This window comes from Domibacillus sp. (assembly GCF_031181085.1).
In the GTDB taxonomy this organism is placed as follows: domain Bacteria; phylum Bacillota; class Bacilli; order Bacillales; family Domibacillaceae; genus Domibacillus.
This window is the reverse complement of record NZ_JAPSLE010000008.1, coordinates 1-13,012: the sequence shown is the minus strand read 5'-3', so window position 1 is coordinate 13,012 and position 13,012 is coordinate 1. Positions and strand designations below refer to the sequence as shown.

The 13,012-nt window shown below is 44.2% G+C and carries 9 protein-coding genes and 1 rRNA gene; 8 read left to right on the top strand and 2 right to left on the bottom strand.

Annotated features, from left to right (window positions below; translation table 11 throughout):
- Window positions 1–15: 15 nt before the first annotated feature.
- Together RIN81_RS12390 and RIN81_RS12385 are read left to right on the top strand one after the other, a co-directional pair.
- Window positions 16–1,800 (top strand): histidine kinase, encoded by a 1,785-nt coding sequence (locus RIN81_RS12390; protein WP_309090606.1) that lies wholly within the window; start codon window positions 16–18, stop codon window positions 1,798–1,800.
- Window positions 1,801–1,811: 11 nt separating this feature from the next.
- Window positions 1,812–2,999: a response regulator gene (locus RIN81_RS12385; protein WP_309090604.1), complete on the top strand. Its 1,188-nt coding sequence runs from the start codon at window positions 1,812–1,814 to the stop codon at window positions 2,997–2,999.
- A 255-nt stretch (window positions 3,000–3,254) separates the two neighbouring features.
- Here RIN81_RS12385 and RIN81_RS12380 read toward each other — a convergent pair whose 3' ends face one another.
- A complete protein-coding gene (locus RIN81_RS12380) occupies window positions 3,255–3,563 on the bottom strand; it encodes a hypothetical protein (RefSeq protein WP_309090602.1) in 309 nt (102 codons plus the stop codon).
- Between the two features lie 526 nt (window positions 3,564–4,089).
- Here RIN81_RS12380 and chvE point away from each other — a divergent pair.
- The 3 genes from chvE to mmsB are packed head-to-tail and all read left to right on the top strand — an operon-like array spanning window position 4,090 to window position 7,925.
- Window positions 4,090–5,187: a multiple monosaccharide ABC transporter substrate-binding protein gene (gene chvE / locus RIN81_RS12375; protein ID WP_309090600.1), complete on the top strand. Its 1,098-nt coding sequence runs from the start codon at window positions 4,090–4,092 to the stop codon at window positions 5,185–5,187.
- A complete protein-coding gene (mmsA, locus tag RIN81_RS12370) occupies window positions 5,184–6,719 on the top strand; it encodes a multiple monosaccharide ABC transporter ATP-binding protein (RefSeq protein WP_309090598.1) in 1,536 nt (511 codons plus the stop codon). The genes chvE and mmsA overlap by 4 nt, the downstream gene beginning before the upstream one ends.
- A gap of 60 nt (window positions 6,720–6,779) precedes the next feature.
- Entirely contained in the window at window positions 6,780–7,925 is a 1,146-nt protein-coding gene (mmsB, locus tag RIN81_RS12365; RefSeq protein ID WP_309090849.1) for a multiple monosaccharide ABC transporter permease, read from the top strand.
- A 54-nt stretch (window positions 7,926–7,979) separates the two neighbouring features.
- On the opposite strand, the gene RIN81_RS12360 is transcribed toward mmsB, so the two are convergent.
- Window positions 7,980–8,720: a class I SAM-dependent methyltransferase gene (locus RIN81_RS12360; protein ID WP_309090596.1), complete on the bottom strand. Its 741-nt coding sequence runs from the start codon at window positions 8,718–8,720 to the stop codon at window positions 7,980–7,982.
- 101 nt (window positions 8,721–8,821) lie between these two features.
- Here RIN81_RS12360 and RIN81_RS12355 point away from each other — a divergent pair, with 101 nt between their 5' ends.
- The 3 genes from RIN81_RS12355 to RIN81_RS12345 form a co-directional block, all read left to right on the top strand.
- Window positions 8,822–9,691 (top strand): LysR family transcriptional regulator, encoded by an 870-nt coding sequence (locus tag RIN81_RS12355; RefSeq protein ID WP_309090594.1) that lies wholly within the window; start codon window positions 8,822–8,824, stop codon window positions 9,689–9,691.
- Between the two features lie 60 nt (window positions 9,692–9,751).
- Window positions 9,752–12,388, top strand: a complete 2,637-nt coding sequence (locus RIN81_RS12350) for a cation-translocating P-type ATPase (protein ID WP_309090592.1) — start codon at window positions 9,752–9,754, stop codon at window positions 12,386–12,388.
- Between the two features lie 492 nt (window positions 12,389–12,880).
- A 16S ribosomal RNA gene (locus tag RIN81_RS12345) occupies window positions 12,881–13,012 on the top strand; the annotation flags it as partial.

Sequence of the window (13,012 nt, the reverse complement as noted above, 5' to 3'; positions counted from 1 at the left end):
AAAGAAGAGATAAACATGAAAATAACTAAATGGAAATTGAATAACATTCCGATTAAGCATAAGCTGGTCGCGCTGCTGCTCTTTATTACGATCATTCCTGCCATTGTCCTCAGCCTGCTTATTGCCGTGACGGTTGAACGTGTGATTGAGGATCAAGTAACCGAAAATACGCTTCAGCTCATTGGGCAGGTCAATAAATCAATCGAGTACTATGCAGGAAATATGCAGAATGTCAGTTACCTGCTTTCATTTGATCCTGAAGTAGAGGCGTTTTTAGATGGGAAACGAACGGAAGAAGGAGAGTATTCAATTCGGCAATTTATGCAAAGGCTTACAACGCTTTATCCTGAAGTAGCCGGTATTTTAGCTGTAAACAGCAAGGGAGAAGCTGTCAGTAATGAATTATATGCTCCGCCTGATTGGGATCTTGCGAAAGAGGACTGGTACAAGCAGGCAGTTGAAGGAGCCGGTATTTTTAAAATGATCGGCCGGCCGAAAAACCGCTCTATTACGAGCCACGTCCATTACAGCGAAGAGGAAGTGGTTTCGGTTGTACGGGCTATTGTAGACCCGGACACAAAGAAAGTAAAAGGCGTGATTTTAATCGATTTAAAAATCCGGGTGATAGCAGAAGCGGCTCGAAATATCAATACAGGAAAAGCGGGTTACTTAATGGTGCTTGATGAAGCCGGCCGGCCGATTTATTCGCCTGAACCCTCGCTGCTTAAAGGCGTTCCTGTTGAGCGGTTCAAGGCGAAGAAAGCCGGATCTTTTTCGTCTATCATAAATGGAGAAAAGAGACAGTTTATTTATCAGAACCAGCCCTTTACCAACTGGACCACCGTCGGTGTTTTTTCAACACAAGAATCTGTTCGAGAAGTGCGGACGATTAATTTTTTCGTTGTTTGCTTTATTTTTCTTATTTTTTTCATCGCTACTACGGCTGCTTATCTCTTGTCAAACTCAATGGCAAGACCGATCGAGCGAATTATTTCATTTATCCAAAAGGTAGATGCAGGTGATCTGGCGGTTCGCTACAGGGATAGTCGGAGAGATGAAATTGGCATGCTGGGCAGAAGCTTAAACAGAATGTTAATGCGTATCGAAAAACTGATGATGATGAACAAAGTGCAGGAGCAGCAAAAAAGAGAAGCGGAGCTGCGCAGTCTGCAGGCGCATATTAAGCCTCATTTTTTATATAACACGCTTGATACCATTAACTGGATGGCTAGAAAGCAAAAAGCATACGATGTGGCAGAGGTTGTGGAATCACTGTCTACATTGTTTCGGATTGGCTTGAGCAAGGGGCACGATATTATTTCTCTGCAGGATGAAATTACACACATTAAAAGCTACTTGAGCATTCAAAAAGCCCGGTATAAGGATAAGCTCCATTACACGATCCATATGGCACCTGAAGTAGAAAATGCATCCGTGCTTAAACTCGTTCTTCAGCCGATAGTGGAAAACGCGATTTACCACGGAATAAAAGAAAGGCGGGGGCCGGGACATGTCCATATTTCCGCTTGTGAAGAAGACGAACAGCTTTTGTTAACGGTAGAAGATGACGGAGCCGGCATGACAGAAGAAAGGTTGGAACAAATCCGTGTTAAGCTGGCATCCGTCCATACTGAAAAAACGATGCAGAAAACGGATTTTGGCTACGGCATGATGAACGTACAGGCAAGAATTCAGCTTGTATTCGGCTCCCAATACGGCATCCAAATAAAAAGCCTGCGGGGTGCTGGCACAAAAGTGCTGGTTGTGCTGCCGCTGAATCATCGTTTAACAGGAGAATAAGGGGGAGGACTATGAAAAATTGGAAGGTGCTTATTGCAGACGATGAACCGATGATTCGGGAAGGGCTGCAGGAGTCCATTAACTGGACAGAACTCGGAATGGAAGTAACAGCATTGGCGGAAGACGGAGAAGAAGCATTGGAACTCGCCCTTGAGCACAATGTTCATATCGTACTCGCCGATTTAAATATGCCTATTATGAATGGAATCGAAATGATACGCGCCTTGAAAAAACAAAAGCCGGACTGCCAGGTCATTATTATTACCGGGCATGACGAGTTTACGTATGCGCAGGAAGCGCTTCGCTTAAATGTAACAGACTATATTTTAAAGCCGGTAAAGCCGGAGCAGCTGCTTGAAGTTGTTACCCGTGTGCGTGACCAGCTTCAGCAAAGTGAACGAGAATCCACCCGTGTAGAAAGAATGAGTGCGCAGCTTACCAAAAATAAACTAACACTAAAGGAAGCATTCGGAAGGGAATGGATTGAGCAGACGTTAAAAGAGGAGGAAGTCAGGGCGCAGCTGGAGTTTTTTGGGCTTCCTGCTGAAATGCCGGAGGAAATTGGCATTATTCGAAGTCAGGCATACCGTTCTGGCAAGCCGATTTTAACGGATAACGACCGCCGAATGATGCTGTTTGCTATAAAAAACATTGCAGAAGACTGGCTGAAGGAAACGGAGCATTTATTGTTTTCAAACGAAGAACATGTTGTGTTAATTACATGGGTCTCCCTTTCAGAAAAGCTTGTTTGGGAGATAGAGGAAGCGTTGAAGCAATATATGAACATACATAGCCAGTTTTACCGGGAGAACATCAAGGAACATGCAGCACTTGCTTATCAAAAATGCCTGCAGCGGGCAAATCAGGATGCCTTAGCGTCCCCTGTAGTCCGCCGGGCAAAAGAATATATTCATGAGCATTTTGAAAATCCGGAGCTTTCACTGGAATCTACTGCAGAAGCCCTGCAAGTCTCACCGGTTTATTTAAGCAGGATTACAAAGCAGGAGCTTGGCATTTCTTTTGTCCAGCTTGTAACAGGGAAAAGAATGAATAAAGCTGTTCATCTGCTTCAAACAACGGATCTGCCGATTTTGCATATTGCGGAAGCTGTCGGCTATGAATCCCAGCATTATTTTAGCACTGCTTTTAAAAAAGCTGTGGGCATGTCGCCGAATCAGTACCGTAAAAATAGCGGATAAAAAAACGGCCTTTTAAGGAAAAGGCAGTCACAGGCAAATGATATGGATGACGGTACACATAAATGGGATGGATCGGCGGCGGCCAGACAGCGCCGCTCTCCCACCGCCAAGTGGCTTGCGACAAGAGTGTATAGAGCTAGTAAGGTCGTATTTTTCTGTTTAGCTCTGTTGAATACAATTGTTGATATTTCACGAAAAGAAAAAGAACCCATTTATGAATTCTTACTATAGGCAGATTCTCCAGCTAAGTAACCGTTAGTTTAAGAAAAAATTATCAATAGCTATTCCATAAAAGAGTAATGCAACAACAAAGAAAATGAAGTAGTCCTTACGCTCATTTCCTCTAACTACAAAATTTTCTATGCCGATTAACAGCATTACTGTTCCAAGCATAAGATTCCTAATTGCAGAATAGCTCCAATAATTATCAACACTATTACTCACTAAAAACTCTAAAAATACTACACCAATTAATATAGCTAATTGTGCATACATAAGCGGTTTAACTCTAAGTTCGGCTTTTTCAAAGAACAAGCCCATCATTTTTTTGAAAAAAGAATTCATACATTTCCCCCAAAGACTACTTTTATTCCTCATAAAAATTCTAACATTAATTATTACATTAACAGAAGGTAGTATGTACCTCTTCTTCAACTAGTCTGCTCCGTTAGCCTAACGAGAAAATCAATAATAGTGTTTAAGAGAGCCTTCTGTTTCAAAAGAGAAAATGTCTAGTCAGTCCTTGCTTATGGATCTTCTACACCAATTAGTGAAGCTTGCCGGACGAAGACTCCTGCGGGAAGTACAGTGAGTCGGGAGACCCCGCAGGCGCAGCCGAGGAGGCTGCCGCACTGCCCGCGGAACGCGAAGTCCGGCAGGCTTCACTTATCGGCTCTTTTTTTAAAAGCGAAAGAATTTGTCTACAAACTGACTGCCTTTTAAGGAAAAAAGCAGTTTTTTTATATGTTAATGAAAGCGTTTTTATAAAAGTTGAATTTTTATAAAAGAAGGTAATTTATTGAAAAGACGCACATCAGGTGCGGTGCTATAGTCAAGGTAAGAAAACAAGGAACAAAAGGGGGAGCATCAAATGAGAACGTGGCTTTCGGTTCCAATCCTTCTGCTGCTGATGTTGTTTTTATCCGCATGCGGTGTTATCGATACGAGTGGAAGCGAAAAAGGGTATATCGGTATTTCCATGCCGACTAAATCATCAGAGCGCTGGGTGAACGATGGAGAAAATATGAAAAAGCAATTTGAAAAGCTTGGCTATAAAACGGATCTTCAATATGCAGAAGATGTTGTGGAAAACCAAACAGCTCAAATTGAAAATATGATCACAAAAGGTGTGGACGTTCTGGTGGTCGCGCCCATTGATGGGCAGGCAGCATTAACGACGGTACTTGAGCGGGCGCACAAGCAAGGCATTAAAATTATTGCCTATGACCGTTTGATTCAATACAGTGATTACATTGATTATTATGCGACATTTGATAACTTTCAGGTCGGTGTCCTGCAAGGCCAGTATATTGAACAAAAACTGGGGCTAAAAGATGGAAAAGGCCCATTTAATATTGAAATTTTTGCCGGTTCGCCAGATGACAATAACGCGTATTTCTTTTTTGACGGCGCTATGTCCATTCTTCAGCCGTATATCGACAGCGGCAAGCTGGTGGTGAAAAGCGGACAAACAAAATTTAATCAAGGTGCGACTCTTCGCTGGGACGGAGCGGTGGCGCAAGCAAGGATGGATAATTTGTTAAGCGCTTACTATACGAAAGACCGGCTCGATGCGGTGCTGTCCCCGTATGACGGAATCAGCATCGGTGTGATTTCTTCCTTGAAAGGAATCGGGTATGGTTCAGCCGGAAAGCCGATGCCGGTTATTACTGGCCAGGACGCTGAGCTTGCTTCGATAAAATCGATCATTCATGGACAGCAGACCCAGACCATTTTTAAAGACACACGCCAATTAGCGGAAAAAGCGGTGGATATGGCGACAGCGGTGCTTAATGGTGAGAAAGCGGACGTAAATGACACAAAAACATATGACAACGGCGCAAAGATTGTTCCTTCGTTTTTATTAAATCCTGTCTCAGTGGACCAAACCAATTACGATTCCGTGCTGGTAGGCAGCGGTTATTATACGGCTGAGCAGCTTGGCCAGAAAGAAGAGGTGGCACAATGACAGACATCATTCTCGAAATGCGCGGTATTACAAAAGAGTTTCCCGGGGTTAAAGCACTCTCCAACGTAAACCTTCAAGTTAAAAGAGGTGAAATTCATGCGTTGTGCGGAGAGAACGGTGCAGGAAAATCTACGCTCATGAAAGTACTCAGCGGTGTTTATGCGCACGGCTCTTACACAGGTGACATTCTGCTGGACGGAGAAGTATGCGAATTCAAAAACATCCGTCAAAGTGAAGAGCGGGGCATCGTCATCATTCATCAGGAGCTTGCCCTTGTTCCATATTTGTCGATAGCCGAAAATATTTTTCTCGGTAATGAACTGAGCCGCAATGGCGTGATTGACTGGAATGAAACAATGATGAGAACAAAAGAGCTTTTGCAAAAAGTCGGATTAAAAGAGTCGCCGCAGACAAAAGTGGAAGATATTGGTGTAGGCAAGCAGCAGCTTGTAGAAATTGCAAAAGCACTCGCAAAGGATGTAAAACTTTTGATTTTAGATGAGCCGACTGCTTCTTTAAATGAAAATGACAGTGAGAACCTATTGAATTTACTGCTTGAATTTAAGGGCCACGGCATGTCAGCCATTATGATTTCTCACAAGTTAAATGAAATTGAGCGGGTGGCGGACTCCATGACGATTATTCGGGATGGGCAGTCTATTGAAACGCTCGATATGAAACGGGATAACGTTAACCAGGATCGAATTATTAAAGGGATGGTCGGCCGAGACCTGACAAACCGGTATCCAGAGCGCACACCAAACATTGGTGAAACGGTTTTTGAAGTGAAAAACTGGACGGTGTATCATCCGGCGCACGCCGACCGGAAAATGATTGACAATGTCAGCTTCCATATCCGGCGCGGGGAAATTGTCGGTGTTGCTGGATTAATGGGCGCAGGACGCACAGAACTGGCGATGAGTATTTTCGGCAAATCATACGGAAAAAAAATCAGCGGCCATCTTGTGAAAAACGGCCGGGAAGTTCAGTTTCCCAATGTAACAAGTGCGATTAAGCAGGGAATGGCGTACGTATCGGAGGATCGGAAAGGCAACGGTCTTATCTTAATGGATGACATTAAGCAAAATATTACGCTCGCAAGCCTCGATAAAATTTCCAAGCGGAGCATCATTGATGAAAACAAAGAAAAGATCGAAGCGGAGCATTACCGTAAAAAGCTCCGGATCAAAACACCGTCTGTTTTGCAGAAAGCCGGCAACTTAAGCGGCGGGAACCAGCAGAAAATTGTGCTGAGTAAATGGATTTTTTCAGAGCCGGATATTTTAATTCTGGATGAGCCGACACGTGGCATCGATGTTGGTGCAAAGTACGAAATTTACTCGATTATCAATGAATTGGCCGCAGAAGGAAAAGGCATTTTGCTGATCTCCTCTGAGCTGCCGGAGCTTCTTGGTATGTGTGATCGCGTGTATGTTATGAATGAAGGATCGATGACAGGTGAAGTCGCAAGAGAAGAGGCCAGCCAGGAAACATTGATGATGTATATGACCAAAAGAAAGGTGAGGGGATAATCGATGCAGTCACACGCTCAAAAACAAAGAAATTACTCGCCGCTTCAGCCAGAGTCACCGATGAAAGAGCTTTTGAAAAATAATATGCGCCAATACAGCATGATTTTTGCACTGATCATCATCATGATGCTGTTTCAGGTGCTGACAAGCGGCCTGCTTCTTCAGCCGCTGAATATCACCAATTTAATCCTGCAAAACAGTTACATTTTAATTTTGGCGATTGGCATGATGCTTGTCATTATTACCGGCCATATTGATTTGTCTGTCGGTTCGATCGCTGCGTTCGTCGGCGCAATTTCAGCTATTTTGATGGTCAATTACGAAATGTCCACGTTTGGCGCTGTCGTGATTTCTCTTTTGATCGGTGCTTTGATTGGCGCCTGGCAGGGCTTCTGGGTTGCTTATGTAAAAATTCCGGCCTTTATCGTGACGCTTGCCGGCATGCTTTTGTTCCGCGGTTTGACGATGATTGTATTAGAAGGAAAGTCAATCGCTCCATTCCCGGAGGCATTCCAAAAAATAAGCTCCGGCTTTATTCCGGATGGAAGCGCCGCAAATGTAGTAACTCTTTTAATTGGTGCTGTGTTGTCTGTTGTGCTTGTGATCAGTCAGCTGAGAACACGCCGTACACAAATAAAGTTTCGGTTTGATGTACAGCCAAAAGGAATGTTTATTTTAAAGCTTGTCAGCATGATTGTGCTGCTGAATGTATTTACCTACGTACTGGCTTCCTACGAAGGCATTCCGAATGTGTTAATCCTGCTTGGTATTTTAATTGTTGTTTACACATATGTCATGAAAAAAACAAAAGCTGGACGCCATATTTATGCAATTGGCGGAAATGAAAAAGCGGCACAGCTGTCGGGGATTAAAACAAAACAAATGACATTTTGGGTATTCGTCAACATGGGCGTTCTTTCTGCGCTGTCCGGCTTGATTTTTGCGGCCCGCTTAAATGCGGCTACTCCAAAAGCCGGAAACTTGTTTGAGCTTGATGCCATTGCGGCCTGCTTTATCGGAGGTGCCTCTGCGTACGGCGGTATCGGGACTGTCCCGGGTGCGATCATCGGCGGCCTCGTGATGGGAATCATGAATAACGGGATGTCCCTCCTTGGCCTCGGCATCGACTGGCAGCAGGGTATCAAAGGGCTTGTGCTTCTTGCGGCAGTTGCATTTGATATTTACAATAAAAATAAAGCAGCGTAAAAAGAGGAACGGCAAAATAAAAAATAACCGGGAAGCCCAAAGAGGGCTTCCCGGTTATTTTTTTGTTCCCATTATACGAATCCGCCAGTAATCCGCGATCCAATGATCTTCATAAAACCGTTCTTCCATCAATGTGGCTACAGCCCCGGATATGATCCGCTCTTTTTCTTCCGGTGTCTGTGCGCCCATGACCACATCACCAAACATATGAATCCAATTCCGCATCCCGTCTACACCTTCAAGACGGGTCGGCCGTTCAAAGTGCTCGGCAAACGCGACATGAAAGCCGGCTTGTTCCATTAAAGAAGTGTATTCTCCAATCGAAGGGAAAAACCATGGATATTGGTTATGGTCGTAATGATCAATTTGCCCGATAATAGCCCGGGAAATAGAAGCGACGTTTCCTTTGGCACCAAACTCTGCCACAAACCGGCCGCCCGGCTTTAAACTCTTAAATATACCGTCCAGCACTTGTTCGGGCTTTTTCATCCAATGAAGAGCGGCGTTTGAAAATACCGCATCAAATTTTTCCGCAAACGGGAGGTTGTGCGCGTTTTCTACGAAAAATGGGATGTGCGGATATTTTTGTTTTGCTTCTTCGATCATCGAGGCAGACTGGTCAATGCCAACCACGTGAATTCCTTTGTTACACAATGTAAAAGCCAGATCACCTGTACCGCATCCAACGTCTAAAATCGCTTCACCGGCTTTTGGTGCAAGCAGGTCCACAACATCCTCACCAAATTTTGAGACAAATTGGTGCTTTCCATCATATAACTGTGCATTCCAGATCATATCCACTTCACTCCTTTTCATTTAGTATAGGAGTTTTCCTATATAATGAAAATTAGTTAAAAATGAGAAAATCGATAACGAAGTGGAATAAGGAGGAACGTATGAACATTTATTGGATTAAAACATTTTTAAAAGCAGCGGAAACAGAAAATTTCCGGCAGGCTTCAGAAGAATTGTTTGTTTCCCAGCCGGCCGTCACAAAGCATATTCAACGGCTGGAGGACCGGCTGGATATCTCTTTGTTTGAGCGGCATGGGAAAGCGGTCAAGCTGACACCGGCCGGCTTGTTTTTTCTCCCGCGTGCAAAGAAAATCGCCGAATCATTTGATCGGAATATAAGTGAGTTTGACGCCTGGAAGCAGGGATATACAAAAAAGCTGGCGATTGCCTGCGCACCGCAGATTGCCTCGTCCTTTCTGCCCCCCGTACTTCAGCAATTTATGGCCCGTTTTCCGGAAATTGATGTACAGATCGACATTCATAAGTCTTATGAAATCGGCGAAAAAGTGGGGAGCGGTGAGGCAGATATTGGGCTTGCACGAATGCCTTCTGCTTTTGCCGGTACATCTGTCAGCATCATTCACAGTGAAGCGGTTGTACTGGCCGGGCCGACGGCCGAAAAGATCGATGAAGCTTTTCTTTTAAAAAATTACCGGGTTCTAGCGCATAACCATCCGGGTTACTGGGAAGAGCTTTTAAAAGAACTGAAAAAGAAATATCCCCGCTTGAAAACCATGACCGTCAGCCAGATGGATGTAACAAAGCGATTTATTGAAGCGGGGCTTGGGGTGTCATACATACCGAAATCGATGGTAAAAGAAGAGCTTGTTTCGGGCAGGCTAAGCACCTATCCGTCTGAAGCTGCGGAAAAACAAGCATCTCATACGTATTTAATTGAAAAAACGATAACAGAGGAAGCGAACTTGTTTAAACAGTTTCTTTTGTCAGTACAAGATGGAAAAAGCGGATGATGCGTACGGATGTTTAGGAAGCAAAAAACAAAAGCCAAATAACAGAAAGGAGCTGACTCATTGGAAACCTATCGCAAAAGTGCAGATGATGTGATCGCAGAATGGAATACAACCAGTCAGGGATTAACAACCGGGGAAGCAATAAAACGACTCGAAGAGCATGGCTATAATGAGATTAAGGGCAAGAAAAAGGACCCTGTTTGGAAGCTTTTTTTAGCCACGTTTAAAGATGCCATGGTAATTGTTCTGCTTGTAGCAGCCGGCATCCAGCTTGTACTTGGCGAGGCTGTAGAGTCCGTTATTATTTTTCTTGTTCTTTTGTTAAACGGCGTAATCAGCGTCATTCATACAAGAAAAGCGGAAAGCTCCCTTGATGCACTGCGTGAAATGTCCGCCCCGTCCGCAAAGGTAATACGTGACGGCGTGAGTCAAACGGTGCCCGCAAGAGAGCTGGCAAAAGGGGATGTTGTTCAGCTTGATGCAGGTGATTATGTACCGGCAGATGGACGGCTGATTGCCAGTGAATCATTGAAGGTAAATGAAGGAATGCTGACTGGAGAATCTGAAGCAGCCCAAAAAAGCACGGATACATTAACAGAGCAAGTACCTCTTGGTGATCGGCTTAATATGGTACATAGCGGTTCCCTGGTCGTAAATGGACGCGGCCGTTTTGTAGTAACGGGAACGGCCAATGAAACAGAGATCGGAAAAATTGCTAATATGATCGCGACTGCTGAGTCTAAACAAACCCCGCTTCAGCGGAAGCTGGACGAATTCAGCAAGAAGCTTGGAATCGGTATTCTTGTTTTATGTATTTTGATTTTTGCGGCTCAGGCATTGCGCATTTGGTTTGGCAATGAGCAGGTAGATACGACAGAAGGGATGCTGAATGCATTTATGTTCGCGGTCGCTGTTGCCGTAGCTGCGATTCCTGAAGCTCTTTCTTCTATTGTAACCATCGTCATGGCGGTTGGAACAACGAAAATGGCGAAACGGCAGGCGATTATCCGGAAGCTGCCAGCAGTGGAAACACTCGGGTCAACGAGTGTGATTTGTACAGATAAAACCGGCACGCTCACCCAAAACAAAATGACCGTTACAAACACCTTTCTGCCGGAAGTAGGACAGACATTTACGGAAGCGCATGAGAAAAGAAACAAGTCTGAGCAAATGCTTCTTTATATCGCCTTGCTTTGTAATGACTCATATGTAAATAAAGAAGGTCAGGAAATTGGGGACCCGACTGAAACCGCTCTGCTTCATTTTGGGAACAAGATGAACGAACCTCCTGAACAGCTGCGGAATCAGTTTCGGCGTGAACTGGAACTGCCGTTTGACTCTGAACGTAAACTTATGTCAACTGTTTATACGATTGAAGGGGAACGGCTGATGCTTACAAAAGGCGGCCCGGATGTGATGTTCAAGCGGTGCCGCTTTATTTTAACGAACGGTAAAGAGGAGCCGCTTACCGAAGAGAAGCTGAACGAAGTAAAAGAAGCAAATGAAGCTTTTTCAAATGATGCGCTTCGTGTTTTGGCATATGGCTATAAAAAGCTTTCTGCTGAAAAAGCTTCTATTACGACAGAGGATGAAAATGATCTGGTACTGGTCGGCTTGACTGCCATGATCGATCCGCCGCGTGAAGCTGTATACGGAGCTATTGAAGAAGCGAAAAGTGCCGGCATCCGGACGATTATGATTACAGGTGATCATAAAACGACCGCGAAGGCGATCGGGCGGGATATAGGTTTAATGGATGAAAATGATATTGCTTTAACCGGCCAGGAACTGGATCGGCTTTCAGACGAAGAGCTGGATGAGAAGCTGGAGAATATCTCGGTTTATGCACGTGTTTCGCCCGAAAATAAAATCCGTATTGTCCGCGCATGGCAGCGAAAAGGCGCCATTACGGCGATGACGGGAGATGGCGTCAACGACGCACCTGCTTTAAAACAAGCGGATATCGGCATTGCGATGGGAAGCGGGACGGATGTAGCAAAGGACTCAGCCGCTATGGTGCTCGCAGATGATAACTTTGTTTCGATTGTGAATGCCGTCGGCGTTGGACGTACGGTGTTTGACAATATTAAAAAAGCGATTAGTTATTTGTTTGCTGGAAACCTCGGCGCAATCATCGCTATTTTATTCGCAGTGTTTTTTAATCTTCCGAATCCATTTACAGCACTGCAGCTCTTATTTATCAACTTGATTAATGATTCACTTCCAGCGTTGGCGCTTGGAATGGAAAAGGAAGAACCGGGGGTTATGAAACGAAAGCCACGCGATATAAACGAAGGCATCTTTTCTGGAGGAACGCTAAGAGCGGTAGTCACCCGGGGGCTGCTGATTGGAATCGCGGTTATTGTCTCTCATTACATGGGGGTGCAGACGTCGGCAGAAATGGGTATCGCCATGGCCTTTACTACATTGATCTTGGCCCGGACGCTTCAAACTTTTGCAGCCCGTTCCAATACACAAACAGTATTTGGAATCGGATTTTTCAGTAATAAATATGTTCTTGGTGCCGTAAGTGTTTGTCTTTTACTGTATGGATTAACGGTGCTGCCAGGCATGCGAAACATTTTTTCGATTCCGCCTTCGTTTGGCTGGGATGAGTGGCTCGTTGCTGCAGGACTTGCCTTAGCAGCGGTTGTGCTTATGGAAGTAATCAAGCTTATCCAAAATAAAAAATCCTAAAGGAAAGCCTCGGTCAAACACACGACCGGGGCTTTCTGTATAAGCGGGGTAGAGATGTGAGAAAAGGTGAAAAGAATTTTTTGTATTTTTTTCGGAAAATGTATTGACCATATAGATTAATAGATGATATATTATTAAACGTCGCTAAGACATGAAGCGAAAACACAACTGAATTAAAGTGAAGATCACCAATCATTTTGCTTTAAAAAGAAGTTGACTTGCTTTTGAGAAATGCGATAGAATAAAGCCTGTCATTGAGAAGTTCTTCTAGTTAAAACGAGAGGAACATAAAAAAGGTTAATAAACTTTTTGAAAAGGTTGTTGACAAACAAAAGAACTTAATGATATGATGTTGTAGTTGTCGTGAAGACAGCGTAAACGAATTGAACATTGAAAACTGAACAAAATCAATAAAAACGTCAACGTTTAAATTTTTATCTTCCATTAAAAACACCCCGTGTTTTAATGGAAACAAATGAGCAAGTCAAACACTTTTCGGAGAGTTTGATCCTGGCTCAGGACGAACGCTGGCGGCGTGCCTAATACATGCAAGTCGAGCGGACTTGACAGAGCTTGCTCTGTTCAAGTTAGCGGCGGACGGGTGAGTAACACGTGGGTAACCTG

Excerpts from the sequence above, each read along its gene's own strand:
- RIN81_RS12385 (WP_309090604.1), top strand. The coding sequence starts at position 1,812 with ATGAAAAATTGGAAGGTGCTTATTGCAGACGATGAACCGATGATTCGG.
- mmsA (WP_309090598.1), top strand. The coding sequence starts at position 5,184 with ATGACAGACATCATTCTCGAAATGCGCGGTATTACAAAAGAGTTTCCC.
- RIN81_RS12390 (WP_309090606.1), top strand. The coding sequence starts at position 16 with ATGAAAATAACTAAATGGAAATTGAATAACATTCCGATTAAGCATAAG.
- mmsB (WP_309090849.1), top strand. The coding sequence starts at position 6,780 with ATGAAAGAGCTTTTGAAAAATAATATGCGCCAATACAGCATGATTTTT.
- RIN81_RS12380 (WP_309090602.1), bottom strand. The coding sequence starts at position 3,563 with ATGAATTCTTTTTTCAAAAAAATGATGGGCTTGTTCTTTGAAAAAGCC.
- chvE (WP_309090600.1), top strand. The coding sequence starts at position 4,090 with ATGAGAACGTGGCTTTCGGTTCCAATCCTTCTGCTGCTGATGTTGTTT.
- RIN81_RS12355 (WP_309090594.1), top strand. The coding sequence starts at position 8,822 with ATGAACATTTATTGGATTAAAACATTTTTAAAAGCAGCGGAAACAGAA.
- RIN81_RS12360 (WP_309090596.1), bottom strand. The coding sequence starts at position 8,720 with ATGATCTGGAATGCACAGTTATATGATGGAAAGCACCAATTTGTCTCA.